The following is a 26,466-nucleotide window of genomic DNA, read 5'->3' on the forward strand; positions in this document are numbered from 1 at the left end:
GGCTTTTTTACCCGGCCCCCTTGGAAAGCGTCCCGCCTGGCCCAGCTTTCTCTTGCGGTCGTGCATCGTCTGATGGAACATCCGCAGGCCGGGAAACCGCCCCGGCGCATAATGAAAGGGATCGGCGAGGGATCAGGGGGATCTTTCGCCTCAATCAGGAGAACAGGGATGACGAAGTCTTTCAGCTTCGGTCTTTTGACCGCGTCCATGCTGGCGCTCAGCGCGGGCGCCGCCTTTGCGGATTACGAACTCAATATTCTTCATATCAACGATTTCCATTCGCGCATCGAATCGATCAACAAGTTCGACTCCACCTGCTCGGCCGAGGAGGAAGGCAAGAAGGAATGCTTCGGTGGTGCTGCCCGCCTGAAGACCGCGATCGACCAGCGCCGTCAGGCGCTATCCGGCAAGAACGTCGTCCTCCTCAATGCCGGCGACAATTTCCAGGGCTCGCTCTTCTACACGACCTACAAGGGGGCAGCCGAAGCCGAATTCCTCAACCTGATGAAGTTCGACGCCATGACCGTCGGCAACCATGAATTCGACGACAGCGAGGACGGGCTCGCGACCTTCCTCGACAAGGTCCAGTTCCCTGTCGTGACCGCGAACGTCAAGGCGACGGCCGCCTCCAAGCTCGGTGACCGCATCAAGCCGTCGCTGGTGCTCGATGTCGGCGGCCAGAAGATCGGCATCGTCGGCGCCGTCACCAATGATACGGCAGAGCTTTCCTCCCCCGGCCCGAACGTCACGATCGCCGATGACGTTGAGACCATCACAGCGGCCATTCAGGATCTGAAGGGCCAGGGCGTCAACAAGATCATCGCGCTGACCCATGTCGGTTATCCCCGCGATCTCGCCCTGATCGCCAAGATCCCGGATGTCGATATCGTCGTCGGCGGCCATTCCCACAGCCTGCTCTCCAACACCGACCCGAAGGCTGAAGGCCCCTACCCGACGATGGTCGACAATCCCGGTGGCTACAAGGTACCGGTCGTCCAGGCCGCCTCCTACAGCAAGTATCTCGGCGATCTCGTCGTCAATTTCGACGATAGCGGCGTCGTCAAGGATGCCAAGGGCGATCCGATCCTGATCGATTCCACCTTCACGCCCGATCCGGCCGTCATCGCCCGTATCGCCGAACTGGCAAAACCGATCGAGGACCTGCGCAAAAAGGTGATCGGCTCCTCGGAAAGCCCGATCGAAGGCGACCGCAAGGTCTGCCGCGTCAAGGAGTGCTCGATGGGCAACCTTGTGGCCGACGCCATGCTCGATCGCACCAAAAACCAGGGCGTCACCATCGCCGTTCAGAACGGCGGCGGCCTGCGCGCTTCGATCGACGGCGGCGAGGTCACCCAGGGCGAGGTCATCACTGTCCTGCCTTTCCAAAACACGCTCGCTACGTTTGAGACGACCGGCGCAGACATCGTCAAGGCGCTCGAAAACGGCGTCAGCCAGATCGACCAGGGCGCCGGGCGCTTTCCGCAGGTCGCCGGCCTGAAGTTCTCCTTCGACCAGTCGAAACCCGTCGGCAGCCGCGTCAGCGATGTTCAGGTGAAGGACGGCGACAATTTCGCTTCGATCGATCCCGCCAAGACCTACAAAGTCGCCACCAACAACTTCATGCGGGCCGGCGGCGATGGCTATTCGATCTTCAAGGACGGCCAGAACGCCTATGACTATGGTCCGGATCTTGCCGACGTGACCGCCGAATATGTCGCCGCGCATTCGCCTTACAAGCCCTACACGGACGGCCGCGTCACGGAACTGGCGCAGGCAGCGCCTGCTCCGGCTCCCTCTGCCGAACCCAGCCCTGCACCGGCTGCTCCCGCCCCATCCACCAAGCCGGCTCCCGCACCCGCTGCCCCGGCCCCAGCAGCACCGGCTCCCGCGCCGGCGGCACCTGCAGAACCGACTCCTGCACCCGCGGCACCGGCGCCAGCAACACCCGCACCCGCTGCGGAACCGGCACCCGCACCGGCAGCCTCCACACCTGCCGCGACGACGCCTTCCACCCACGTCATCGCCGCGGGCGACACCTTCTGGGATCTCGCAGTGACCTTCTATGGCGACGGCACGCTGTGGCGGAAGCTTTCGGATGCCAATGGCAAGCCGAACCCGCGTCACCTGACGGTCGGCAAGGAGATCGAGGTCCCTGCCAAGTAAGACGATTTGTCCCGATGCCAATGGCCGGTCCGGGGTTTCCCGGGCCGGCTTTTCTTTCTATAGGGTGAACCACGATCTCCAGGCTGCGTATGAGCCGAAGAGACAGAAAGAGCTTTGGGGTCAGAATGACAGCAGATATTTCACTCCGCCCGGCCGACCATCCGGCCGTCAAATTTGGCAAGGTCGGTGTTCTGCTGGTCAATCTCGGCACGCCTGACGGCACCGATTATACGTCGATGCGCCGTTACCTCAGGGAATTCCTGACCGATCGCCGCGTCATCGAATGGTCGCCCTGGAAGTGGTATCCGATCCTGTTCGGCATCGTCCTCAACACCCGCCCGCAAAAGGTCGGTAAGGCCTATGAGTTGATCTGGAACAAGGAGAGGAACGAAAGTTATCTGCGCACCTACACCCGCAACCAGTCGGAACTGATGGCCGAGCGCCTGAAGGATCTTGATAGCGTCAAGGTCGACTGGGCGATGCGCTACGGCACGCCGTCGATCGCCTCGCGCATCGACGCGCTGAAAGAAGAAGGCTGCGACCGGATCGTGCTCTTCCCGCTCTATCCGCAATATGCGGCGGCGACGACCGCCACCGTCAACGACAAGGCCTTCCAGAAGCTGCTCTCAATGCGCTGGCAGCCGGCGCTGCGCACCGTTCCCGCCTATCATGACGACGAGACCTATATCGAAGCGCTCGCCGCATCCGTCGAAAGGCATCTTTCGACCCTCGACTGGAAGCCCGAGATGCTGCTCGCCTCCTTCCACGGCATACCGATGTCCTATTTCAAGCAAGGCGATCCCTATTACTGTCAATGCCAGAAGACCGGCCGGCTGCTGCGCGAGAGGCTCGGGCTCACCAAAGAAAACTTCATGGTGACCTTCCAGTCCCGCTTCGGGCCGGAGGAATGGCTGCAGCCCTATACCGACAAGACCGTTGAGAAACTCGCCAAGGACGGCGTCAAACGCATCGCCGTCATCAATCCCGGATTCGTCTCCGACTGTCTGGAGACGCTGGAGGAGATCGCCGAACAGGCCGCCCACTCCTTCCACGAAAACGGCGGCGAGAAGTTCGCGCATATCCCCTGCCTCAACGATGGCGAGGACGGCATGAAGGTGCTGGAAAAGGTCGTCCGCCGCGAATTGCAGGGCTGGATCTAAGAAACCATCTTCAGAAATTTACACCGCACGGATAGTCGGCGACGACCCGACGGACCTTACCGTCCTTTCGCTTGGAAGGTGCGGCAGCCGTGCGTCATTTCCTCCTCGCAAAGAACATGCTAACTCACCACATCAGTGGTGTAGGTGGGCGCGAATGCGCCGATAGGAGGAATTTTTCATGCTGTTCGGCGGCTTCGACATCGTCGTGATCGTACTGGTCATCTTCGTCATCCTGGTACTCTTTGCCGGGATCAAGACCGTGCCGCAGGGCTACCGCTATACGATCGAGCGCTTCGGGCGTTATACCCGCACGCTGGAGCCAGGCCTCAACCTCATCACCCCCTTCATCGAGCGCGTCGGCGCCAAGTTGAACGTCATGGAGCAGGTGCTGAACGTGCCGACCCAGGAGGTGATCACCAAGGACAATGCCTCGGTTTCGGCCGATGCCGTCTCTTTCTATCAGGTGCTGAACGCCGCCCAGGCTGCCTATCAGGTCTCCAACCTCGAAAACGCCATCCTCAATCTCACCATGACCAACATCCGCTCGGTCATGGGTTCGATGGATCTTGATGAACTGCTCTCCAACCGCGATGCGATCAACGACCGGCTGCTGCGCGTCGTCGACGAGGCCGTGCATCCCTGGGGTATCAAGGTCACCCGCGTCGAGATCAAGGACATTCAGCCGCCGCGCGACCTCGTCGATGCGATGGCCCGCCAGATGAAGGCCGAGCGCGAGAAACGCGCCCAGGTGCTGGAGGCCGAAGGCTCGCGCAACGCACAGATTCTGAGGGCCGAAGGCGCCAAGCAATCCGCCATCCTGCAGGCCGAAGGCCAGCGCGAAGCCGCCTTCCGCAACGCCGAAGCCCGCGAACGCCTGGCCGAGGCCGAGGCCAAGGCGACGAAGATGGTCTCTGAAGCCATCGCCGCTGGCGACATTCAGGCGATCAACTATTTCGTTGCCCAGAAATATACCGAGGCGCTCACCTCGATCGGTTCGGCGCCCAATTCCAAGATCGTGATGATGCCGATGGAAGCCTCTTCCATCCTGAGTTCGCTCGGTGGTATCGGCGCCATTGCCCGCGAGGTCTTCGGCGATGCCGGCAACAGCCCGTCAACACCGCTGCCGGTACCGCCGCGTCCGCGCCCCGCACCGGCGCGCTCGACGCCACCGATCAATCCGTCGACCCCCAATCCTTTCAATCCCGAGCAGGAGCGTTAAGCCATGCTGGCGAAGATCGTCGCCGAACTCGGTCCGTGGAGCTGGTGGGTCGCGGGCCTCGTGCTGCTCGCCGCGGAAATGATCGTTCCCGGCTTCTTCCTGGTCTGGATCGGCCTTGCCGCCCTGATCGTCGGCGCGCTGTCGCTGCTCTTTTGGGACAGCGCCTTCTGGGTCTGGGAGTTGCAGGCGATCCTTTTTGCGCTTCTCGCCGTTGCCACGACCTTCGCCGGCCGCCGGCTGACCCTGCGCAATGCGACCACCGACGAGCCCTTTCTCAATCAGCGCGGCGCCAGCCTCGTCGGCCGCACGGCGACCCTGCACGAACCGATCCGCGAGGGCCGCGGCCGCATCCGCCTCGACGATACGCTATGGCAGGTGATGGGGCCTGACCTGCCCGTCGGAACGCAGGTGAAGGTGGTTTCGAGCAATGGCCGCGACCTGACGGTCGAGCCCGTCTGATCAAATAACGCTGATCAAACGAACCTGATCAGGCGACGCCGATCCGCAGCAGGTCGTGGAAATGCACCAGCCCGACCGGCCGGCTGTCGTCGTCGATGACGATCAGCGCGCCGATGTGATGCTGGTTGAGCAGCGCCAGGGCTGCGGTCGCCAGCACCGTCTGCTTCACCGTCTTCGGCGTCCGCGTCATGATGTCGTCGACGGCAAGCTCGGCAAGATTGCGCGTCAGGTTGCGCGCCATGTCGCCTTCGGTGACGATACCACAGAGCCGCCCATCCTCATCAAGCACGCCGACGCAGCCGAAATGCTTGCGCGACAGGACCGTGATGGCCTCCGGCATCGGTGTGCCCTTGGCAACGAGCGGCAGCCGCTCGCCGGTGTGCATGATATCGGCGACATGCATCAGGCTCGCGCCCAGCTTGCCGCCCGGATGGAAGACGTGGAAATCCGTGGCGGTAAAGCCGCGCGCCTCCAACAGCGCCACCGCCAGCGCGTCGCCGATTGCAAGCTGCATCAGCGTCGAGGTCGTCGGCGCCAGCCCATTGGGGCAGGCTTCCTGTTCGTTCGGCATCAGAAGGACGATATCGGCGGCGGCGGCGAGCGAGGAGCCTTCGCTGCAGGTGATCGCGATCAGCGGAATGGAGAAGCGCCGCGTGAAGGAAATGATGCTCTTGAGTTCGGCGCTCTCGCCGCCTTTCGAAATCGCCAGCACAACGTCATCACGCTCGATCATGCCGAGATCGCCGTGATTGGCTTCCGCCGCATGCACGAAAAAGGCGGGTGTTCCGGTCGAAGCGAATGTCGCCGCGAGCTTGGCGCCGATATGCCCACTCTTGCCGACGCCGGTGACAATCACACGTCCGGAGATGTCGCCGATGACTTCGACGGCCCGTGTGAAAGGGCCGGCCAATCCATTGTCAAAAGCTTGTTCGAGCGCTTCAAGACCGCGTCTTTCGGTCTCTATCGTGCGTTTTGCCGACTCGAGCACGCTGTTTTCAACGAGGTTGATCGCTCTTCTGTTCATGAAGTTGCGTTAGACCTTTTCACTTTCCAAGTCCACCCCGCACTCTTTCCGAATTGTGAACAGCGCCCGCCGACAGCAACGAATGATTAACCACGAGGCTTTACCTTTGGGTAAGAACCGAAAGCATGTCAGGCGCGAATTGCATGGGCCAGCCAAAACAGACGAGCAGTGTGACGCCGCTCCGCGCCATGAGCCGTGCCGTCTCTTTTGCAGTGGTCGGTGGTCTGCTTCTCAGCCAGACGGCAGCCTTCGCGCAGTCCACCTCGACACAGCCGGCAAACAGCCGCTCCGCCGCCTCCCAGGATAACCGCGCCACCAACAATGCCGCATCCGCCGCCGGTTTCGATGACGAGACCGGCGATACCATTGCGCCTACGGCAAACGGCGCGACCGCGAACGCGGACGATGCCCAGCAGCGGCCCGCCATACCGGATGCGCAAGCCGGCGACGACATTACCGGCTCCATCCTCGACGAAGACATACGCCGGCTGAACACCCGCGAGGCGCCGAGCGACGAGACGCTGCCGCGCCGCAGGGCTGCCGATAGCGCCTCGACAGAGGAAACGCCGGGAATCCCGATTGGCACTTTCGTGCTCCGCCCGAGCGTCACCCAGAGCATCAACACCGAGACCACCAAGGACGGCAATACCAGGCAGCGGCGCGCCTTTCTCGAAACGGATGCCGCAGCGACACTGACTTCCGACTGGGGTCGGCACCAGCTGACCGTCACCTCGGAAGGTGCCTGGCAGAGGAATATCAGCGGCGAGGGCGAGGAGCAGCCTTCCTTTAAAGTCAACGGCGATCTCAGGCTGGATCTTCCCGACGATACGACCGCGCACCTCACCGCTGGCTATAATTTCTACCGTGAGGATACGGATGATCCCGACGCCATCGCCGACGCCGCACAGCAGTCGGACGTGCAGGAAATTTCGGCCGGCGCCTCCGTCCAACGCGATTTCGGCATCCTGCGCGGCACGACGGCACTGGCACTGACCCGCTCGATCTATTCGGATGCCAAGCTTGCGAACGGCACCACCGTCGCCCTCAGCGATCGCAACCAGACGACGGGTACGCTGCGCGGCCGCGTCGGCTACGAGCTGTCTCCCGCGCTCATTCCCTTCATCGAGGCGACGATCGGCCGTTCGGTCTATGACGAAACCCGCGACTCTGCCGGTTACGAGCGCTCCGGCCATAGCTATGGCGCCAAGGCAGGCGTCGAGGTCGATCTCGGCGAAAAGCTGAAGGGTGAAGTCGGCCTCGGCTACGAGATGGCGGATTTCGAAGACAGCCGGCTGTCCTCGATCGATACAGCCACGCTCGATGCGAGCCTGCTCTGGTCGCCGATCCGCGGCACCGATGTCAATCTCGACCTGCAGACGAGCATCCAACCCTCGACCACGGCAGGCGAAAGCGGCTACGTCTCACACGCGCTGACGACGACGGTCACCCACCAGCTGCGCGACAATCTGGTCGGGACGATGATCGGCGGGGTCATATGGCGCGATTATCCCACGGACAGCACGATTAACGATGAGCTCGTCTATACCGCCGCAACCGGCTTGACCTGGAACATCAACCGCTATCTCGATCTGACCAGCACACTCGGCTACGAGCTGACGACGCGCAAGGAAGGCACCGATTCGCAGCAATGGCGAGCCGGCGTCGGTCTCAAGCTGAAACGCTAAGAATGTCGGAAAATAAAGCGCCGCGCATCCGTTAGGACACGCGGCGCTTTATCGCGTTGAATCTGCAACTTATTTCAGGCCGGCCAGCAGTTCCCTGAAGCCGCCTTCGACGGAGGGGCGGATATCGGCGCGTTCGAGGGCGAAGGCGACGTTCGCCAGAATGAAGCCGTCCTTGGCGCCGCAGTCGTAAGTCGCGCCGCGGAAGTGGTAACCGGCGAAATCCTGTTCCTTCAGCAGCTTCAGCATGCCGTCGGTGAGCTGGATCTCGTTGCCGGCGCCGCGCTCCTGGGTTTCGAGGATCTTGAAGATCTCAGGCTGCAGGATATAGCGGCCGTTGATGAAGAAGTTGGAAGGCGCCGTCCCCTTGGCAGGCTTTTCCACCATGCCGGTGATGCGGAAGCCATCGCCGATCGCCTCGCCGACGCCGACGATGCCGTATTTATGCGCCTGATCCGGCGCGCATTCCTCGACGGCAATGATATTGCCGCCGCTCTGGGCATAGAGGTCGATCATGCCCTTCATGCAGCCCTTGTCACCCTTCATGATCATATCGGGCAGCAGCAGCGCGAAGGGCTCGTCGCCGACGATCTCACGCGCGCACCACACGGCGTGGCCGAGGCCGAGCGGCTCCTGCTGGCGAGTGAAGCTCACCGTGCCTGCCTTCGGCAATTGCTGGGCGAGAAGGGTAATCTCCGCCTTCTTGGCGCGTTCGCGCAGCGTCTGTTCCAGCTCGAAATGAATGTCGAAATAATCTTCGATGACGTGCTTGTTGCGTCCGGTGACGAAGACCAGATGTTCGATCCCGGCTTCGATCGCCTCATCGACGACATATTGAATGATTGGCTTGTCGACGACGGTCAACATTTCCTTCGGAACAGCCTTTGTCGCCGGCAGGAATCGCGTTCCCAACCCGGCAACCGGAAATACTGCTTTACGAACTTTGTTGTGTTGAGCCACACCCGGCCTCCTGCTTCGATCATATCGCTTTGGAAATAGAGCTTTTTAGCTTTAACTAGTATAGAATTGCTACTGTTTTGCAAATGGTGACCGCAGCGGGCCGCCATGGTAAAGAATTTGTTGACTCCGTTCCTGTAGTCTCGGGTCTGGGCGGACGTGATGCCCCGCTGCACCAGAAACTAAAGATGACGGATACGACTGTCGATGACCCAGAATCACAAAAACTCCCTTCGTGGTCTTGCTCTCGCCCTCGTTGTCGCCGTCCAGGTGGCACTGGTCCCCGACAACGCGCAAGCTGATTCCCGCTTCCAGAAATGGATCGCGGATTTTTACCAGACTGCCGCTCAGAGTGGCATCAGTAAGGCAACCTATCAAAAGGCCTTTTCCGGAGTGAGCGAGCCCGATCCGACCGTGCTCGAAAAGGCGGCCTACCAGCCGGAATTCACCTCGAAGATCTGGGACTATGTCGATTCCCGCGTCAACCCCTATACGGTCAAGATCGGCCGCGAGATGGCCGCCAAGCACGCAAGGACGCTCGCTGCGATCGAGCAGCGCTTCGGGGTCGACAAGACCATTCTGCTGGCCATCTGGTCGATGGAATCGAATTACGGCGCAGTCCTCGACAAGGACGACCGGTTGCACTACGTGCCGCGCGCCCTGGCAACGCTTGCCTATGCCGATCCGAGCCGCGCCAAATTCGCCAAGAAACAGCTGGTCGCCGCGCTGAAGATCCTGCAGAACGGCGATGTGCCGGCACGCGAGATGACCGGCTCCTGGGCCGGCGCCATGGGCCACACCCAGTTCATTCCGACAAGCTACCTGCTTTATGCCATCGATGCCGACGGCAACGGCCATCGCGATATCTGGAACTCGATCCCCGACGCGCTGGCGACCTCGGCCAACCTCCTGATGAAGAACGGCTGGGATACCGGCAAGACCTGGGGCTATGAGGTCGTTGTTCCCGCAGCGGCCGCCAAGCAGGCCGGCAAGACCCATACACTGGCCCAATGGGCGGCACTCGGCCTGACACGCCCGAACGGCAAGGCCTTTCGCGAGAGCGCTACCAAAGCCGTGCTGAAGATGCCGGCCGGAGCTGGCGGCCCGGGTTTCTTGATGACCGCCAACTTCTTCACCATCAAGAACTACAATGCCTCGGACAGCTACGCGCTTGCCGTCGGCCTGCTGGCCGACCAGATCGCCGGCTACGGCGGGATGCAGCAGCGTTGGCCGCGTCCGAACGGCGCACTCGACATCACCGAGAAATTCGAGCTGCAGACGCGTCTCAAGACGCTCGGCTATTACAACGGCGAGGTCGACGGCAATTTCGGCTCGGGTTCGAAGGCGGCGATATCAGCCGTGCAGTCGCGCATCGGCATGCAGCCGGACGGCGAGCCCTCGCTGCCGCTGCTGAACGCCCTGCGCCGCTAGAGTTCGCGTCGGTTCGGGAATCATGCAGGGCGCTTCAAGTCTTTGTCTCATGCAGGTCGCCCCGTCCTGCCGCACGGTTTTGGCGAACCCGCATTGGAAGCGGCAGAACCGTGACCTAGATATCAGTGGGAGTGGACGCTGGCCTGCCCTGCGTGCAAGATGCCGGCAGATGCGGAACTGCCCATGACGAAGAAAACTGATCGGACCCGTAAAATCCGTTGGCTCGTGCTCGCCTTGGCGGCGGCTTCGCTATGCCTTGGCGTGTCTGCGCCGGTGCATGTCGCCGAAGCCCAGGAGCAGCGCTATCAGCGCCGGTCGATCTTCGATTTCTTCCTTGGCCGGCGCTATCTCGACGACGGGCCGCAGGCCCCTGACGTGCAGCAGCCGAGACGCCAGCAGCGCAAACGCCCGCCGGCGCAGAAAGCCATCGTCAATACCCGCACTGCACCGCCGGTCCGCGCTCCCGTACAGGAGGAGGAGCCGGCCGTACAGAAGCTCGGCGACGCCCGAAAGATCCTGATCGTCGGCGATTTCCTGGCCAGCGGCCTCGGCGACGGCCTCACCGCCGCCTTCGAGACCTCGCCGGGTGTGGTCGTCGAAGCCCGCGGCAACGTCTCCTCAGGCCTTGTCCGCGACGATTATTACGACTGGCCGGAACAGCTGCCGAAGATGATCGACGAGCTGAAGCCGGCAATGGTCGTCGTCATGATCGGCGCCAACGACCGCCAGCAGATGGTGACCGACACCGCCAAGGAAAAATTCCGCACCGATGGCTGGTTCACCGAATACCGCCGCCGCGTGCTTTCCTTCGGCAAGGAGGTCACCGACCGCAAGATCCCGCTGCTCTGGGTCGGTCTTCCCGCCTTCGAATCCGATTCGATGACGGCCGATGCCGTCCAGATGAACCAGCTCTATCGCAACCAGGTCGAAAGCATCGGCGGTGAATTCGTCGATATCTGGGATGGTTTCGTCGACGAAAACGGCAACTTCATCGTCACCGGTTCGGATGTGAACGGCCAGCAGGTGCGCCTGCGCACCTCCGATGGCATCAACCTTACGCAGGCCGGCCGGCGCAAGCTCGCCTTCTATGTGGAAAAACCGGCGCGGCGTCTTCTCGGCACGCAGGCAAGCCCCGATCTGGTCCGCCTCGACTCCAGCAATCTGCCCGGTCTCGGCCTTCCCACCAATCCGGTCGAACATACCGTGCCGATCAGTCTCTCCGATCCCAATCTCGACGGCGGCGCCGAGCTTCTCGGTGCCAGGCCGCCACCGATGACTTTGACGCGCTCGCCGCGCGATCTCCTGGTCGAGCAGGGCGAAATGACGCCAGCACCTCCAGGCCGCGTCGATGACTACCGCCTGCCGGCGGTTAAGGCGCCGGCCGAAGTCTCGGTCAAATGAAAAGGCCGCCCGAGGCGCCCTTTTGCTTCACGCAGTTTATGCGGACGTCGCCTGCGGCCAGCTCAGATAATAATAGTTCGAGCCGATCAGGCCGAAGAAAGCGTTGCTGTCGTTCGTCTGGTCGACATAACTGCCGTTTTCCTTGACGAAGGCGCCATCGGCGCCGCGCTCCAGATGCGCGTCGAGGAAGTCGCTCCAGCCGCTGACGTCGATATCCTTGCCGGCCTTGCTCTCGGTGTCCGCCTCGTCGGGATCGTCGACATCCCAGGCGGTTATAGATACGCCCTGTGTCGGATCGGTGATGGTGAGCGTACCCGCTTCGAGGGCGGCCAGCATGTCATGGGCCTTGCCGCTCTCGCCTTCGGCCGCAGCCGCATCCTGCAGCTGCTGCTTCAGCATCGACATGAACGAGGCGCTGGTGACGTCGGCGCCGTCACCCGTCGTGTCGGACTCGTCCGACGTGTCGCTTTGGGCCGAAAGCCTGTCGAGCAGCCCAGAAAGGGCCTGGTTGGAAAGAAGCGAGGAAGAGCTCGCATCGAGCCCGTAGCTGCTCAGAATGCTGGCAACCGATGAACTCTGCGTATCCTGCGCGCTGTCATCGGAGCCGCGAAGGTTTTTCAGGGCATATTGGGCCGAAACCAGCCGTGTGCTGTCAAGTGCGGAAACCATTTGAAAATCCTTGTCGATCATTCGCGGCCTTGCGTCGCGACCGATGGTGAAATGTGCTGTGGCCAAAACGGCAGGGCACCTCCACTTCGGTCGCCGCCGGCTCCTTCTGAGCCCGCGTCCGGCGGAAAATCTCGCTTCCCGGCATTGCCTGGGGCTTGCGGCGCAGAGCCTCCGCGTCAAGCGGTCGCACTACAGCGCTGTGCACCATGAAAAAACTCCGCCGGAGGGGCGGAGTTCGTGGTCTTCGGGCAGGTGTGCGGCTGGCGGTCAGTTCGGCAGAACGGTCGAGCCCATCAATTCCTCGTCGATGGCGCGCGCAGCCTGGCGGCCTTCACGGATCGCCCAGACCACCAGCGATTGGCCGCGGCGCACGTCGCCCGCCGTCCAGAACTTGTCGACCGAAGTCTTGTAGTCGCGGTCGTTGGCGACGACGTTGGTCGAGCCGCGCTTATCGGTGTTGAGCGTCAGCTTGCCGTCGAGCTCCTTCAGCACGCTGCCGGTGAACGGCCCGCGGAAACCGATGGCGATGAAGGCGAGATCGGCCCGGATGACGAATTCCGTGCCTGGAACCGGCCGCCGGCGTTCGTCGACCTCGCAGCACTTGACGCCGGTCAGCACACCGTCTTCGCCGACGAATTCAAGAGTGGCCACCTGGAATTCACGCACGGCGCCCTCGGCCTGCGAGGAAGAGGTGCGCATCTTCGTCGCCCAGAAGGGCCAGACGGCAAGCTTGTCTTCCTTCTCCGGCGGCTGCGGCCGGATGTCGAGCTGGGTGACCCTGACGGCGCCCTGGCGGAAGGCCGTGCCGACGCAGTCCGAAGCCGTATCCCCGCCGCCGACGACGACGATATGTTTGGCGCCGGCAAGGATCGGGTCCGACGGCCAGCCGACGCTGTCGATGTTCTCGCGCCCGACGCGGCGGTTCTGCTGCACCAGATAGGGCATCGCATCATGCACGCCCGCAAGGTCGGTGCCCGGAATGCCCGCCTCGCGCGGCGTCTCGGAGCCGCCGCAGTAAAGCACGGCGTCGTGATCGGCGAGCAACTGCTCGACCTTGACGTCGACGCCGATATTGACGCCGCAATGGAAGGTGACGCCCTCACCCTTCATCTGCTCGACGCGACGGTCGATGAAGTTCTTCTCCATTTTGAAGTCGGGAATGCCGTACCGCAGCAGTCCGCCCGGCTTGGTCTCGCGCTCATAGAGATGCACCTCGTGGCCGGCGCGGCCGAGCTGCTGGGCGGCCGCCATGCCGGCGGGGCCGGAGCCGATGACGGCGACCTTCTTGCCGGTATGGACCGTTGCCGGCTGCGGCCGGATGAAACCGAGTTCATAAGCCTTGTCGGCGATCGCCTGCTCGACCGTCTTGATGGCGACCGGCGCATCCTCGAGGTTCAACGTGCAAGCTTCCTCGCAAGGCGCCGGGCAGACGCGACCGGTGAACTCAGGGAAGTTGTTGGTCGAATGCAGGTTCTGGATCGCCGCTTCCCAGTTGTTGTTGTAGACGAGGTCGTTCCAATCGGGAATCTGGTTGTGAACCGGGCAGCCGGTCGGGCCGTGGCAATAAGGGATGCCACAGTCCATGCAGCGCGCGGCCTGTTTCTGCACTTCCGGGTCCGACATCGGGATCGTGAACTCGCGGAAATGACGGATACGATCCGACGCCGGCTGGTACTTTGCCACCTGCCGGTCGATTTCCAGAAACCCTGTTACCTTACCCATATCTTCGTCCCTTACCCTCATGACCGCCTCACCGCAGCCAATCTGTCTATCGTCAGTCCCGGTACCCGGGGCAAGTTGCTTGTCTTGACCGTCATTGGACCATATCCCCTGAAAGACATCCGGGCGATCTGGACAGCCTTCGCCGTCGGTGTGATCGTCACGGGTCATCGAGATATTTTCGTCACCCGTCACCTGCAGTCGTCAGGTGACGGATGTCCGGTGCAATTCATTCCGCGGCGATGCCCATCCGGCTGCGCTCCATTTCCTCGAGCGCACGCCGGTATTCGACCGGCATGACCTTGCGGAATTTCGGCCGGTAATCGGCCCAGTTGTCGAGGATCTCAGTGGCGCGGGCCGAGCCCGTATAATGCAGATGGTTGGAGATCAGCTGGTAAAGGCGCTCCTCGTCATGGCGCGTCATGTCGCCAGAGACGTCGACGCGTCCCTTGTGCATGAGATCACCGCCGTGATGATGCAGCTTCTCCAGCATGTCGTCCTCCTCGGGCACCGGCTCGAGCTCGACCATTGCCATGTTGCAGCGGCTGGCGAAATCACCGGTTTCATCGAGCACGTAGGCGACACCGCCGGACATGCCGGCTGCGAAGTTGCGGCCCGTGGCGCCGAGCACAACGACGACGCCGCCGGTCATGTATTCGCAGCCATGGTCGCCGACACCCTCGACGATGGCGATCGCGCCCGAATTGCGCACGGCGAAACGTTCGCCCGCCACACCGCGGAAGTAGCATTCGCCCTCGGTCGCACCATAAAGCACGGTGTTGCCGACGATGATCGAGTCCTCGGCGACGATCCTCGAATTCTCCGGCGGCCTGATGATGATCTTGCCGCCCGAAAGGCCCTTGCCGACATAGTCGTTGCCGTCACCGATCAGGTTGAAGGTGACGCCGCGCGCCAGGAAGGCGCCGAAGCTCTGCCCCGCCGTGCCGCGAAGCGTCACGTTGATCGTGTCTTCCTTCAGACCGCGATGGCGATAACGCTTGGCGACCTCGCCGGAAAGCATCGCGCCCACCGACCGGTCGACGTTCTTGATGCCGACCTCGAAGGCAACGGGCGTCTTGGCCGTCAGTGCCGGCTGCGCCTGTTCGATCAGCACGCGGTCGAGAATGTCGTCGATCGGGTGCTTCTGCCGGCTCGTCCAGAAGGTCTCTTCCTTGGGAGCGTCGACCTTGTGGAAGATGCGGCTGAAGTCGAGGCCCTTCGCCTTCCAGTGGTTCAGCATCTCGTCCTTCTCCAGCAGCTCCGAGGCGCCGATGATCTGGTCGAGCCGGGTGAAGCCCAGCGAGGCGAGGATTTCGCGCACTTCGTTGGCGACGAAGAAGAAGTAGTTGATGACGTGCTCCGGCGCGCCCTTGAAGCGCTTGCGCAGCACCGGATCCTGGGTCGCCACACCCACCGGACAGGTGTTGAGATGGCACTTGCGCATCATGATGCAGCCGGCGGCAATCAGCGGCGCGGTGGCAAAGCCGAACTCGTCGGCTCCAAGCAGCGCTCCGATAATAACGTCGCGGCCGGTCTTCAGGCCGCCGTCCACCTGCAGGGCGACGCGCGAACGCAAGCCGTTCAGCACCAGAGTCTGCTGGGTCTCGGCAAGGCCGATTTCCCAGGGGCTGCCGGCATGTTTGAGCGAGGTCAGCGGTGAGGCACCGGTGCCGCCGTCGAAGCCGGCGACCGTGATATGGTCGGCGCGCGCCTTGGCGACGCCGGCAGCGACCGTACCGACGCCGACTTCCGAGACCAGCTTGACCGAAACATCGGCAGTCGGGTTTACGTTCTTCAGATCGTAGATCAGCTGCGCCAGATCTTCGATGGAATAGATGTCGTGGTGCGGCGGCGGCGAAATCAAGCCGACGCCCGGTGTCGAGTGGCGGGTCTTGGCAACCGTCGCGTCAACCTTGTGACCCGGCAGCTGGCCACCTTCGCCAGGCTTGGCGCCCTGCGCCACCTTGATCTGCAGCACGTCGGCATTGACGAGATATTCGGTGGTCACCCCGAAGCGGCCCGAGGCGATCTGCTTGATCGCCGAACGCTCCGGGTTCATCGAACCATTGGCCAGCGGTATATAGCGGTCGGATTCTTCGCCGCCCTCGCCGGTGTTCGACTTGCCGCCGATCCGGTTCATGGCGATCGCCAGTGTCGTATGCGCCTCCCTGGAAATCGATCCGAAGGACATCGCCCCCGTCGAGAAACGCTTGACGATATCGGCCGCCGGCTCGACCTCGTCGATCGATACCGGCGTACGGCCGAGCGCCTCGGCGCTCTTCATCTTGAAGAGCCCGCGGATCGTGTTCATGCGCAGCGCCGAATTGTTCACCATGTCGGCGAATTCGCGGTAGCGGTCCTCGGCATTGCCGCGCACGGCATGCTGGAGGGCTGCGACCGCATCCGGCGTCCAGGCATGGCTTTCACCGCGCATGCGGTAGGCATATTCGCCGCCGATATCGAGCGTCGTGGCAAGAAGCGGATCGGTGCCGAAGGCCGCATTATGGCGGGCGACGGTTTCCGCGGCGATCGCCTCGAGGCCGACGCCTTCGATCATCGTCGCGGTTCCGAAGAAATACTTGTCGATCAGTTCCGACTGCAGGCCGATCGCATCGAAGATCTGCGCGCCACAATAGGACTGGTAGGTCGAGATGCCCATCTTCGACATGACCTTGAGGATGCCTTTGCCGACCGCCTTGATGTAGCGGTAGACGATTTCGGAAGCATCCACTTCCTTCGGGAATTCGCCCTTGGCATGCATGTCGAGCAGCGTGTCGAAGGCGAGATAGGGGTTGATCGCCTCGGCGCCGTAGCCGGCAAGCAGGCAGAAATGATGGACTTCGCGCGGCTCTCCGGTCTCGACGACGAGACCGACCGAGGTGCGCAGCCCCTTGCGGATCAGATGGTGATGCACGGCAGCTGTGGCGAGCAAAGCAGGAATCGCGATCCGGTCCGGCCCGATCTGGCGGTCGGAGAGCACGATGATGTTGTAGCCGCCCTTGACGGCCGCTTCCGCGCGCTCGCAGAGCCGGTCGAGCATTTCGGGCATGCCTTCGGCACCACGCTCGATATCATAGGTGAAATCGAGCGTCTTGGTGTCGAAACGGTCTTCCGTATGACCGATCGAGCGGATCTTTTCGAGATCGCCATTGGTCAGGATCGGCTGACGAACCTCGAGCCGCTTGGCGTTGGCCGCCCCCTCATGGTCGAGAATGTTCGGCCGCGGCCCGATGAAGGAAACCAGGCTCATGACCAGTTCCTCGCGGATCGGGTCGATCGGCGGGTTGGTCACCTGCGCGAAGTTCTGCTTGAAATAGGTGTAGAGCAGCTTCGGCTTTTCCGACATCGCCGAGATCGGCGTATCCGTGCCCATCGAGCCGATCGCTTCCTGGCCGGTCGTCGCCATCGGCGACATCAGGATGCGTGTGTCCTCGAGCGTGTAGCCGAAGGCCTGCTGGCGGTCGAGCAGCGAGACGTCGCGGCGCAGTGCCCGCGGTTCCACCGGCTTCAGGTCTTCGAGGATGAGCTGGGTGCGGTTGAGCCAGCTGCGATAGGGATGCGCCGTCGCCAGTTGCGACTTCACCTCGTCGTCGGAGATGATGCGGCCTTCTTCCATGTCGATCAGCAGCATCTTGCCCGGCTGCAGGCGCCACTTCTGGATGATCTTCTCCTCCGGAACCGGCAGCACGCCGGCTTCGGACGCCATGATGACGCGGTCGTCATCGGTGACGAGGTAGCGCGCCGGCCGCAGGCCGTTGCGGTCGAGCGTCGCGCCGATCTGCTTGCCGTCGGTGAAGGCGACGGCAGCCGGCCCGTCCCAGGGCTCCATCAGCGCCGCATGATATTCGTAGAAGGCCTTGCGTTCGGCCGCCATCGACTGGTTGCCGGCCCAGGCTTCCGGGATCAGCATCATCACGGCATGCGCCATCGAATAACCGCCGCGCACCAGGAATTCGAGCGCGTTGTCAAAGCAGGCCGTGTCCGACTGCCCCTCGTAGGAGATCGGCCAGAGCTTGGAGATGTCCTCGCCGAACAGCGGTGAGGAGACCGACGCCTGGCGCGCCGCCATCCAGTTGACGTTGCCGCGCAGCGTGTTGATCTCGCCGTTATGGGCGACCATGCGGTAGGGATGCGCGAGCTTCCATGACGGGAAGGTGTTGGTCGAGAAGCGCTGGTGCACCAGGGCGACCGCGCTTTCAAAACGCGGATCCGACAGGTCCTTGTAATAGACGCCGACCTGATAAGCCAGGAACATGCCCTTGTAGACCACCGTCGCCGACGACAGCGACACCGGATAGAAATTGCTCTCCTCGCCGTCGAACTCGTCATAGATACGGTTGGAGATCACCTTGCGCAGCGTGAACAGCCGGCGCTCGAACTCGTCGTTGTTTTCGGCATCCTCGCCGGCGCCGATGAAGACCTGCACATGATGCGGCTCGGTGGCGGCAATGGCCGGCGCCTTGGAGAGCGAGGAATTGTCGACGGGCACGTCGCGAAAGCCGATGAAGACCTGACCTTCCTCGGTGATGACATCCTTGATCACCTTCTTGAAGTGCTCGATCTGCTTTTCATCGCGCGGCATGAAGATATGGCCGACGCCATATTCGCCGACCGGCGGCAGGGTGATGCCCTGCTCGGCCATCTCCTCGCGGAAGAAACGGTCGGGGATCTGCACCAGGATGCCGGCGCCGTCACCCATCAGCGGATCGGCGCCGACGGCGCCGCGATGCGTCAGGTTCTCGAGAATGAACAGGCCATCCTTGACGATCTGGTGCGACTTCTGGCCCTTCATATGCGCGACGAAGCCGACGCCGCAGGCATCATGTTCGTTACGCGGATCGTAGAGGCCCTGTTTCTTCGGCAGGCCGGAGGCGGATTTGGAGATATTGGCCGTCGCGCGCAGCTCTGCAGCAGCAAACCGGTCAACTTCCATGGATGGCGTCTTCGTCATCATCTTTCCTCCTGTCGAAGCCCGCGGGGCCGCGGGCGGCTTTTCGTCCCGCGCCGCAACCCGAAGATAGGTTCGGCGCATGACAGCGCTGTTGCATTGTGAAGATCGGCCGCAGACATCTGCTTTAAAGGAAAGCAAACCGTCGCGTTCCGCGCCTGCCATTCGCCTCCGCGCGCCGCCCTTGAGGCTTGGCGCTCGGAAGAACTATAGCGTGAAAGCCGGTCTGTTCCAGGGCTTTCGGCGCCTCTTCGGTCATAAAGGCCAAAATAGGACAGCAACACTGTCCTAATTCATCAGTTCTATGCCAGAAAGCATTCAGCTCCGCAAGAGCGCTCCGTCAAAAAACGTCAAATTGCGACGGAAGATTACCTGGCCAGTGGTGCTGACGAAATAAAATTACGTCAAACGGTACTATTTTGTTTATTGATTGCGTAGTTCAATTTCTGTGATGTGTCGCGGGCGACAACCTTGATCCTGTGAAGCTTTGGCGTAATGTCCGCTGCGGACTTGCCAACCCCTTCCTTTCTCACGGTTTCCCCACATGTTCTTTGCTTCCGATAACTGGGCCGGCGCCCACAAATCCATTGCCGAACGTCTGCTGACGGAATCGCCCGGCTTTGCCGCCGCCTATGGCGCCGGCGATCTCGACAGGAAGGTCGAGGCCCGCTTTTCCGAGATCTTCGAGCGTGAGGTTTCGATCTTCTTCGTCGCCACCGGCACAGCCGCCAACTCCCTGTCGCTGGCAAGTGTCCAGCGGCCCGGCGGCATCACCTTCTGCCATTCGGAGGCCCATGTAATCGAGGATGAATGCGGCGCGCCGGAATTTTTCTCCGGCTCCGCCCGCCTCGTTGCCGTTGACGGCGAAGCCGGCAAGATCGATCCGGCAAAGCTTTCGGCGAAGATCGCAAGCTTTCCCGAGGACGCCGTCCATCACGGCCGCGCCAGCGCGGTGACCATCACCCAGGCGACCGAGATCGGCACCGTCTATTCCCTGCCGGAGATCGGCGAGATCGCCGCCATATCAAGGAAGCGCAATCTGCCGCTCCACATGGACGGCGCCCGCTTCGCCAACGCCCTGGTCGCACTCGGCGCCACCCCGGCCGAAATGACCTGGAAGCGCGGCGTCGACATGCTGTCCTTCGGCGGCACCAAGAACGGCTGCTGGTGTGCCGAAGCGATCGTCTTCTTCAATCCGGATCAAGCCCGGGAAATGCCCTTCATCCGCAAGCGCGCCGCCCAGCTCTTTTCCAAGTCGCGTTTCATCGCCGCCCAGTTCGATGCCTATTTCGAAAACGGTCTCTGGCTCGATCTTGCCCGCCATTCGAACGGCATGGCCGACAGGCTGCGCGCCGGCATCGCCACCAGCAACTCCGCCCGCCTGGCCTGGCCGACCGCGTCCAACGAAGTCTTTGCCGTCGTCAGCAAAAGTGCCACAAAAACTGCGGAGGAAAAGGGCGCTAAATTTTACGAATGGCCAGTCCCGACGGCAATGCCCGAACTCGTTTCCGAAAGCGAAACCCTGATCCGCCTCGTCACCAGCTTCGCGACAACAGAAGCGGATGTCGATGGCTTCTTGAAGTGCCTGGCCGCCTGATCGCCTGCCCGAAAGGCTTGCCGGCCCGGCAGGCCCTTCGGTGACGGCAAGGACTCACGCCGATCGCAGTCCCCTCACCTTTTGCAGAATATCCTCGGACAGTGCTGAAACCAGTGCCTGGTCCGCGCCCTTGCGCGGCACCAGCACGAATTCCACATCCTCCAGCACCGGAAGTCTTCCCGCAGCGATCTCCTTCAGACCGGACGGCGCCATGCTGCGTGGCTGCACCAGCACGCCCATCCCGGCCCGCGCCGCCGCCGTCAGCCCGCTCAGGCTGCCGCAGGTGCAGACGATCCGCCACGGCACCCCGTTTCGTCCGAGTGCTTCGAGCGCGATCACCCGTGTGACGCTCGGCGGCGGAAAGGCGATCAGCGGCAAAGGGCCGGTGGCAAGCACACGCTCGGGATCGCGCGCCAGCCAGACGAGCGGCTCGCGATAGACGAGTTTTCCGCGTGCATCGCCGAGCCGGCGCTTGGCGAGCACCAGATCGATCTCGCCATTGTCCTGCATCTCGTAAAGAACGCCGGACAGCGCCACTGTCAGCTCGAGGTCGACCGAAGGGTGCGAACGCACGAAATCCTCGAGCACCGCCGGCAGCTGGCTGGTGACGAAATCCTCCGACACGCCGAGCCGCAGACTGCCGCGCAGGCTGTTGTTCTTAAACAGCGACCGTACCTGCCCCTCGATCGAAAGCATGGCGCGCGCATGTGACAACAGCGCCTCGCCATCGCCGGTCAGCATCACCTTATGCGTATCGCGTGCCAGCAGCCTGCGCCCGAGCGCTGCCTCCAGCCGCTGAATGTGCTGGCTGACTGTCGACTGCCCGAGACCCAGCCTTTCTGCGGCGAGCGTGAAACTGCCCATCTGTTCGACGGCGACGAAACTGCGCAATTGCGAAAGGTCCAGCATGATCCAGATTCTCGATAACTGTTATTCCTTGCATCCTGGATCATAATGGACGACAGAACAATGACTGTTTTATCAAGCCGCGAGACCGCCATGCGCCGCTTTCTGCCCGATACATTCACCATCCTGCTCGTCTGCACCGTCATCCTTGCCTCGTTGCTGCCGGCGCGCGGCACGTTCGCGGATTATTTCGGCATCGCCACCGATCTCGCTATCGCGCTGCTGTTTTTCCTGCATGGCGCCCGCCTGTCGCGCGACGTGGTCATATCAGGCCTGCTGCACTGGCGCCTGCATATCGTCATCCTGCTGACGACCTTTGGCATCTTCCCGCTGCTCGGCATGGCGCTCGGACTGATCCCCGACACGATCCTGCCGCAGCCGCTTTATCTCGGCATCCTCTTCCTCTGCGTCCTGCCGTCGACGGTGCAGTCGTCGATCGCTTTCACCTCGATGGCGGGCGGCAATGTGCCCGCCGCCATCTGCTCGGCCTCTGCATCCAACATCTTCGGCATGTTCCTGACACCGCTGCTCGTCGGCCTGCTGTTTTCCGTCGGCGGCCATGGCGGCTTCTCCTTCGACGCATTAGAGCAGATCCTGCTGCAGCTGCTTGCCCCCTTCATCATCGGCCAGATTCTGCAGCCCTGGATCGGCGACTGGATTCGCGCCAAGAAGAAGATCCTGATGCCAGTCGACCGCGGCTCGATCCTGATGGTCGTCTACCTCGCCTTCAGCACGGCGGTCGTCGAGGGCCTGTGGCACACCTTCTCGATCGCCGATATCGCCGTCGTCATCGTCGCCGACATGGTTCTGCTGGCAATTGTCCTGGTGCTGACGATGTTCGGCAGCCGGTGGCTGGGCTTCAACAAGGCCGACCAGATCACCATCACCTTCTGCGGCTCGAAGAAGAGCCTCGCAAGCGGCGTACCGATGGCGAACGTCATCTTCGCCGGCCAGTCGATCGGCGCAATCGTGCTGCCGCTGATGCTGTTCCACCAGATCCAGCTGATGGTCTGCGCCGTCATTGCCCAGAAATACGCCGCCGCCGCGGCCCGCCGCGCAACGGAAAAAGAGATGAAAGAGGCCGGCAGCCCGGCCTAAGCAACAACAAAAACGGCGCCCCGATGGAGCGCCGTTCGTTTTATCCGATAAGGATCTGATTAGCCGTTGATGATCTGCGCTTCGATGGCCTTCGGAGCCTCGACCGGTTCTGCGGCAATCGTAATCTTGCGGGGCTTCATGGCCTCGGGAATATTGCGCAGAAGGTCGATGTGCAGCAGGCCGTTCTTCAGCGAAGCGGCGGTCACCTCGACATGATCGGCAAGCTGGAAGCGGCGCTCGAAGGCACGCTTGGCAATGCCTCGATAGAGGAATTCGCCGCTTTCGGCAGGTTCCTCGTTCTTTTCACCCTTCACGGACAGCACATGGGCATGGGCTTCGATCGAAAGTTCAGTCTCGTCGAAACCGGCAACGGCCATGGTGATGCGATAGGTGTTTTCACCGGTGCGCTCGATATTATAGGGCGGATAGGTCTGCGCCTGCTCCGGCTGGGCAAGGCTGTCGAGCATGGTGAAGAGCCGGTCGAAACCGACGGTCGAACGATAAAGGGGAGAGAAGTCTACGTGACGCATGATGTCCTCCTGTGGAAGCGACGTGTTGCGATGAAATGCCCCTGAGACCCCATCTTTGGCGGCCTTGGGACGGTTGCGCAGGCCCTGTTCGGCACCCGCAGAAAGGAGATGGTGATGGGATTCGAGGAGTTCAAGACCTTTTCGGAATCGCGTTGATCGCCCCGTGAACCCCGCATGAACGACCGGTTCGGAGCGCGTTCAGGCGCATTCGCTTAGGAATTTAGGCGTCGGGTGAATCTGGTCCCGATGGCTGAAGTGCATCGTCCCTTCTTCTTCAGTCTCAACTTCGGCCGGCCGCGAGCACCCTCATGCTCCTGCCGGCCCTTTTCCCCACCGCTTTCCAAGCCGGATGCCATGCGCTATCCCTGATGCGAAGCAGTCAGCAGCGGCGCATTGGCAAAGTCATGGATCAGGTTCTCTATTCGACGCCCGATAATCCCGCCCCGGAAAACCGCACGGAGGGGTTCTTCGAAACCCATGACGGCCAGCAGCTGCGTTACGCCGTCTTCCGCTCGAGTGGCCAGATTGCCAAAGGTACCGTCGTCATCCTGCACGGCCGAAACGAATATATCGAGAAATATTTCGAGACGATCCGCGACCTCACGGCCAAGGGTCTCTGGGTCGCGACCTTCGACCTGCGCGGCCAGGGCCGTTCGTCACGGCTCATGAAGCGCCGCAACCACGGCCACATCCGCCGCTTTGCCGATTACGAGCGTGATCTCGATACCTTCCTGGAAAAGGTGGTGCTGCCGGATACCCGCCTGCCCTTCTATCTGCTTGCGCATTCCACAGGCGGCCTGATCGCACTGTCCGCCGCGCCCTATCTCACCACCCGTATCGATCGCATGGTGCTGTCGGCGCCCTTCATCGGCCTGACCGGCCAGTCGGCCTCGCCCCGCGTCATCCGCGCTCTCGCCGGCACGCTGACTGCCGTCGGCCTCGGCTTCCTGCCGCTGACCTCGAAACTGAAGGAGCCGAACTTCAGCGACAACCCGCTGACCTCGGACGAACACCGCTTCGAGCGCAATGTCGCAATGATGAAGGCCTATCCGGAATTGACGCTCGGGCCGCCGACGGCCCGCTGGCTGATCGAGGCTTTTCGCACGATGGACCGGGTCACCTCACCCTACCATCTCTTCTCGATCACCATCCCGACCATCGTCATCGCCCCGACGCGCGACGGTGTCGTGCCCTATACGGCGCAGGAGCGGCTTTCGCGTTATTTCCGTGCCGGCCAGCTGGTGCCGATCAACGGCGCCCGTCACGAGATCTTTCAGGAGCGCGATATCTACCGCGCCGCCGCCCTTGCGGCCTTCCACGCCTTCATTCCCGGCAGCGATGCCGAAGAAAACCAGGACGTCGCAGCCCTCGGCACGTGAGACGCATTAGCGTTATTGACGGGGGGTCAGCGTTGCTGACCGGGATCAGCGCGGCCGGTCGGGGTTAGCGCTGCAGGATGGCGATTGCCTGTTCGTAGACTGCGCGGCTGCCGGCAGCGATGATCGAGCCGCCGTTTTCCGGCCGTCCGCCGTCCCAGGTGGTGATGATGCCGCCCGCCCCCTCGATGACGGGAATGATGCCGCCGACATCATAAGGCTTCAGGCTGTTTTCGACGACGAGATCGACATGACCGGCGGCAAGCAGCGCATAGGCATAGCAGTCGCAGCCGTAGCGGAAGAGCCGCACCTGGCTCTCGATCTCGCGGTATTTCTCCATCTCCTCGCCGGCAAAGAGATGCGGCGAGGTGGTGAACAGGATGGCGTTCGAAAGCGCATCGCACTGGCGCGTCGCCAGACGCCGCTCGCCCTCCGGCCCGGTATAGATCGAGCCGTTCTGGTCGGCGAAATAACGCTCGCCGGTAAAGGGTTGTTCGATCATGCCCATGATCGCCCTGCCATCCTTCTGCAGGCCGATCAGCGTTCCCCATACCGGCACACCCGATATGAAGGCGCGCGTGCCGTCGATCGGATCGATCACCCAAACATATTCGCGGTCGAGCCCGACATTGCCGTGTTCCTCGCCGAGAATGCCGTGGCCGGGGAAACTCTCCTCGATCAGCGCCCGGATGGCGAGTTCGGCCGCCCGGTCGCCCTCCGTCACCGGATCGAAACCGGAGGAAAGCTTGTTCGTGACATCGAGGCCGGAGCGGAAGCGCGGAAGCGTTTCGGCTCGAGCAGCCTCCGCCAGGCGATTGAAGAACGAACGGTCAGGAAACATGTTGGATCCGTTTGGCTGGCGGGAATGGCGCTTTTCATAGCGAAAAGCAACGGGAATGCAAATGCAGCAGGCAATTTGGCTCTAACTGCCCAAAGATATCGCAGCGCAATATATTGCTTGACATTTGTGCAATGCAAAAGTAGCGTCTTCATACAGTCTTCTGACTGTAAATACCCTCCTTGGGTGTTTCCTCCCTAGACTTAGCCGCGCTCACAAGCGCGGTTTTTTTTGGCCGGAAAACGAAGGCCAGACGTCAGCAACATCGAAAAAGAGATCTATTCGGCGGCCAGCGCCCGGTCGCCGGCAAATTTCTCGACATATTCCGCCATCTGCTGCATGAAGTCCGTAACGGCGTCGGCCACTGCGGCGAAATCCTCGCGTTTCTGCAGCGTCACTTCATCGACATAGATCGCCCGGTTCACCTCGATCTGCAGCGCGTGCAGGCCGCGCGAAGGCCGGCCGTAATGTTCGGTGATGAAGCCGCCGGCATAGGGCTTGTTGCGGATCGCCGCAAAGCCCATTTCCTCGAGGATGGCGATGGCCGCGCGCGAAAGTTCGGCGGAAGCGCTGGTGCCGTAGCGATCACCAATGATGAAATCAGGTCGTGCAGTGCTGCCGGCAACGCGCACATTGCCGGGCATTGAGTGGCAGTCGATCAGCACGCCGAAGCCGAACTGCACATGCGTTCGCGCGATCAGCCGGCGAAGCGCCGCATGATAGGGCTTGTAGACCGCTTCGACGCGATCGAGCCCCTCCTGCACCGGCAGGCGCCGCGCATAGATCTCCATGTTCTCGGCGACGATGCGCGGAATGGTGCCGAGCCCGCCGGCGACCCGCAGCGAATTGACATTGGCATAGGGCGGCAGCAACCCGTCGAACATCCGCGGATCGAGCTCGTAAGGCTCGCGATTGACGTCGAGATAGGCGCGCGGGAAGTTGGCTGCCAGTAGCGGCGCGCCGAGTGCGACGGCCGAGCCGAAGAGCTCGTCGACATAGTGATCCTCGGAACGGCGGATGGCGATGCCTTCCAGCCTCGACTGAGCGATAAATTCCGGTGGATAAATGCGGCCGCTATGGGGGGAGTTGTAGACGAAGGGAATGGTCTGCGACACGGGCTCATGAACCTCAAAAAGCTCGTATTCGCGTATTTCCGGCACTTTCGGCCCTCTTTACCATGTCATGAACTGACTGCTTGGCCCATGTTGCCAGTTGCCCGGCCGCAAGTCCATACTATGTAGACGGGATGGCGGTCACGCACAGGCAATTCACCGGTTGTTTACCGGATA

General features: G+C 62.1%; 19 protein-coding genes. 10 read left to right on the forward strand and 9 right to left on the reverse strand.

Annotated features, from left to right (window positions below):
* The first annotated feature begins 168 nt into the window (after nucleotides 1-168).
* The 4 genes from G9X67_RS33135 to G9X67_RS33150 all read left to right on the forward strand — a co-directional run bounded on the left by G9X67_RS33135 (nucleotide 169) and on the right by G9X67_RS33150 (nucleotide 5,001).
* Entirely contained in the window at nucleotides 169-2,163 is a 1,995-nt protein-coding gene (locus tag G9X67_RS33135) for a bifunctional UDP-sugar hydrolase/5'-nucleotidase (RefSeq protein WP_171600648.1), read from the forward strand.
* 125 nt (nucleotides 2,164-2,288) lie between these two features.
* Nucleotides 2,289-3,323, forward strand: coding sequence for a ferrochelatase (hemH, locus tag G9X67_RS33140; protein ID WP_138333367.1), 1,035 nt, complete (start codon nucleotides 2,289-2,291; stop codon nucleotides 3,321-3,323).
* 178 nt (nucleotides 3,324-3,501) lie between these two features.
* Entirely contained in the window at nucleotides 3,502-4,542 is a 1,041-nt protein-coding gene (locus G9X67_RS33145; protein ID WP_011653489.1) for an SPFH domain-containing protein, read from the forward strand.
* Between the two features lie 3 nt (nucleotides 4,543-4,545).
* Nucleotides 4,546-5,001: an NfeD family protein gene (locus G9X67_RS33150; protein WP_003542867.1), complete on the forward strand. Its 456-nt coding sequence runs from the start codon at nucleotides 4,546-4,548 to the stop codon at nucleotides 4,999-5,001.
* A gap of 28 nt (nucleotides 5,002-5,029) precedes the next feature.
* Here the strand turns inward: G9X67_RS33150 and G9X67_RS33155 are convergent, their stop codons facing one another.
* Nucleotides 5,030-6,025: a KpsF/GutQ family sugar-phosphate isomerase gene (locus G9X67_RS33155; protein ID WP_138333366.1), complete on the reverse strand. Its 996-nt coding sequence runs from the start codon at nucleotides 6,023-6,025 to the stop codon at nucleotides 5,030-5,032.
* Nucleotides 6,026-6,168: 143 nt separating this feature from the next.
* On the opposite strand from G9X67_RS33155, the gene G9X67_RS33160 reads away from it, so the two are divergent.
* Nucleotides 6,169-7,710, forward strand: coding sequence for an outer membrane beta-barrel protein (locus G9X67_RS33160; protein WP_138333365.1), 1,542 nt, complete (start codon nucleotides 6,169-6,171; stop codon nucleotides 7,708-7,710).
* 69 nt (nucleotides 7,711-7,779) lie between these two features.
* On the opposite strand, the gene galU is transcribed toward G9X67_RS33160, so the two are convergent.
* Nucleotides 7,780-8,667: a UTP--glucose-1-phosphate uridylyltransferase GalU gene (galU, locus tag G9X67_RS33165; protein ID WP_003542870.1), complete on the reverse strand. Its 888-nt coding sequence runs from the start codon at nucleotides 8,665-8,667 to the stop codon at nucleotides 7,780-7,782.
* Between the two features lie 204 nt (nucleotides 8,668-8,871).
* On the opposite strand from galU, the gene G9X67_RS33170 reads away from it, so the two are divergent.
* Together G9X67_RS33170 and G9X67_RS33175 are read left to right on the forward strand one after the other, a co-directional pair.
* Nucleotides 8,872-10,095, forward strand: a complete 1,224-nt coding sequence (locus tag G9X67_RS33170) for a lytic murein transglycosylase (RefSeq protein ID WP_138333364.1) — start codon at nucleotides 8,872-8,874, stop codon at nucleotides 10,093-10,095.
* Nucleotides 10,096-10,254: 159 nt separating this feature from the next.
* A complete protein-coding gene (locus G9X67_RS33175) occupies nucleotides 10,255-11,496 on the forward strand; it encodes a DUF459 domain-containing protein (RefSeq protein WP_171600649.1) in 1,242 nt (413 codons plus the stop codon).
* Nucleotides 11,497-11,532: 36 nt separating this feature from the next.
* Here the strand turns inward: G9X67_RS33175 and G9X67_RS33180 are convergent, their stop codons facing one another.
* The 3 genes from G9X67_RS33180 to gltB all read right to left on the reverse strand — a co-directional run bounded on the left by G9X67_RS33180 (nucleotide 11,533) and on the right by gltB (nucleotide 18,838).
* Nucleotides 11,533-12,165: a hypothetical protein gene (locus tag G9X67_RS33180; protein ID WP_138333362.1), complete on the reverse strand. Its 633-nt coding sequence runs from the start codon at nucleotides 12,163-12,165 to the stop codon at nucleotides 11,533-11,535.
* A 267-nt stretch (nucleotides 12,166-12,432) separates the two neighbouring features.
* Nucleotides 12,433-13,887: a glutamate synthase subunit beta gene (locus G9X67_RS33185; protein ID WP_072640575.1), complete on the reverse strand. Its 1,455-nt coding sequence runs from the start codon at nucleotides 13,885-13,887 to the stop codon at nucleotides 12,433-12,435.
* Between the two features lie 226 nt (nucleotides 13,888-14,113).
* Complete coding sequence (gene gltB, locus G9X67_RS33190) at nucleotides 14,114-18,838, reverse strand: glutamate synthase large subunit (RefSeq protein ID WP_171600650.1); 4,725 nt, start codon at nucleotides 18,836-18,838, stop codon at nucleotides 14,114-14,116.
* A gap of 538 nt (nucleotides 18,839-19,376) precedes the next feature.
* On the opposite strand from gltB, the gene G9X67_RS33195 reads away from it, so the two are divergent.
* On the forward strand, nucleotides 19,377-20,429 hold the full coding sequence (locus G9X67_RS33195) for a low specificity L-threonine aldolase (RefSeq protein ID WP_138333360.1): 1,053 nt from the start codon (nucleotides 19,377-19,379) through the stop codon (nucleotides 20,427-20,429).
* A gap of 54 nt (nucleotides 20,430-20,483) precedes the next feature.
* Here the strand turns inward: G9X67_RS33195 and G9X67_RS33200 are convergent, their stop codons facing one another.
* Complete coding sequence (locus G9X67_RS33200; protein WP_138333359.1) at nucleotides 20,484-21,338, reverse strand: LysR substrate-binding domain-containing protein; 855 nt, start codon at nucleotides 21,336-21,338, stop codon at nucleotides 20,484-20,486.
* A gap of 45 nt (nucleotides 21,339-21,383) precedes the next feature.
* On the opposite strand from G9X67_RS33200, the gene G9X67_RS33205 reads away from it, so the two are divergent.
* A complete protein-coding gene (locus G9X67_RS33205; RefSeq protein WP_138333358.1) occupies nucleotides 21,384-22,433 on the forward strand; it encodes a bile acid:sodium symporter family protein in 1,050 nt (349 codons plus the stop codon).
* 59 nt (nucleotides 22,434-22,492) lie between these two features.
* Here G9X67_RS33205 and G9X67_RS33210 read toward each other — a convergent pair whose 3' ends face one another.
* On the reverse strand, nucleotides 22,493-22,963 hold the full coding sequence (locus G9X67_RS33210; protein WP_018072811.1) for an Hsp20 family protein: 471 nt from the start codon (nucleotides 22,961-22,963) through the stop codon (nucleotides 22,493-22,495).
* Between the two features lie 404 nt (nucleotides 22,964-23,367).
* Here G9X67_RS33210 and G9X67_RS33215 point away from each other — a divergent pair, with 404 nt between their 5' ends.
* Entirely contained in the window at nucleotides 23,368-24,342 is a 975-nt protein-coding gene (locus G9X67_RS33215; protein WP_024322335.1) for an alpha/beta hydrolase, read from the forward strand.
* A gap of 64 nt (nucleotides 24,343-24,406) precedes the next feature.
* Here the strand turns inward: G9X67_RS33215 and hisN are convergent, their stop codons facing one another.
* Entirely contained in the window at nucleotides 24,407-25,180 is a 774-nt protein-coding gene (hisN, locus tag G9X67_RS33220) for a histidinol-phosphatase (RefSeq protein WP_138333357.1), read from the reverse strand.
* Between the two features lie 275 nt (nucleotides 25,181-25,455).
* Nucleotides 25,456-26,337 carry an N-formylglutamate amidohydrolase gene (locus G9X67_RS33225; RefSeq protein WP_138333356.1) on the reverse strand — a complete coding sequence of 294 codons (882 nt, stop codon included), beginning with the start codon at nucleotides 26,335-26,337 and terminating at the stop codon, nucleotides 25,456-25,458.
* Between the last annotated feature and the right edge of the window lie 129 nt (nucleotides 26,338-26,466).

This window comes from Rhizobium sp. WYCCWR 11152, from assembly GCF_013087615.1.
GTDB lineage: Bacteria > Pseudomonadota > Alphaproteobacteria > Rhizobiales > Rhizobiaceae > Rhizobium > Rhizobium indicum.

What these genes read in the sequence shown, in the direction of transcription:
- G9X67_RS33135 (WP_171600648.1), top strand. Translation starts at nt 169, where the DNA reads ATGACGAAGTCTTTCAGCTTCGGTCTTTTGACCGCGTCCATGCTGGCG.
- hemH (WP_138333367.1), top strand. Translation starts at nt 2,289, where the DNA reads ATGACAGCAGATATTTCACTCCGCCCGGCCGACCATCCGGCCGTCAAA.
- G9X67_RS33145 (WP_011653489.1), top strand. Translation starts at nt 3,502, where the DNA reads ATGCTGTTCGGCGGCTTCGACATCGTCGTGATCGTACTGGTCATCTTC.
- G9X67_RS33150 (WP_003542867.1), top strand. Translation starts at nt 4,546, where the DNA reads ATGCTGGCGAAGATCGTCGCCGAACTCGGTCCGTGGAGCTGGTGGGTC.
- G9X67_RS33155 (WP_138333366.1), bottom strand. Translation starts at nt 6,025, where the DNA reads ATGAACAGAAGAGCGATCAACCTCGTTGAAAACAGCGTGCTCGAGTCG.
- G9X67_RS33160 (WP_138333365.1), top strand. Translation starts at nt 6,169, where the DNA reads ATGGGCCAGCCAAAACAGACGAGCAGTGTGACGCCGCTCCGCGCCATG.
- G9X67_RS33170 (WP_138333364.1), top strand. Translation starts at nt 8,872, where the DNA reads ATGACCCAGAATCACAAAAACTCCCTTCGTGGTCTTGCTCTCGCCCTC.
- G9X67_RS33175 (WP_171600649.1), top strand. Translation starts at nt 10,255, where the DNA reads ATGCCGGCAGATGCGGAACTGCCCATGACGAAGAAAACTGATCGGACC.
- G9X67_RS33180 (WP_138333362.1), bottom strand. Translation starts at nt 12,165, where the DNA reads ATGGTTTCCGCACTTGACAGCACACGGCTGGTTTCGGCCCAATATGCC.
- G9X67_RS33185 (WP_072640575.1), bottom strand. Translation starts at nt 13,887, where the DNA reads ATGGGTAAGGTAACAGGGTTTCTGGAAATCGACCGGCAGGTGGCAAAG.
- gltB (WP_171600650.1), bottom strand. Translation starts at nt 18,838, where the DNA reads ATGATGACGAAGACGCCATCCATGGAAGTTGACCGGTTTGCTGCTGCA.
- G9X67_RS33195 (WP_138333360.1), top strand. Translation starts at nt 19,377, where the DNA reads ATGTTCTTTGCTTCCGATAACTGGGCCGGCGCCCACAAATCCATTGCC.
- G9X67_RS33200 (WP_138333359.1), bottom strand. Translation starts at nt 21,338, where the DNA reads ATGCTGGACCTTTCGCAATTGCGCAGTTTCGTCGCCGTCGAACAGATG.
- G9X67_RS33205 (WP_138333358.1), top strand. Translation starts at nt 21,384, where the DNA reads ATGGACGACAGAACAATGACTGTTTTATCAAGCCGCGAGACCGCCATG.
- G9X67_RS33210 (WP_018072811.1), bottom strand. Translation starts at nt 22,963, where the DNA reads ATGCGTCACGTAGACTTCTCTCCCCTTTATCGTTCGACCGTCGGTTTC.
- G9X67_RS33215 (WP_024322335.1), top strand. Translation starts at nt 23,368, where the DNA reads ATGGATCAGGTTCTCTATTCGACGCCCGATAATCCCGCCCCGGAAAAC.
- hisN (WP_138333357.1), bottom strand. Translation starts at nt 25,180, where the DNA reads ATGTTTCCTGACCGTTCGTTCTTCAATCGCCTGGCGGAGGCTGCTCGA.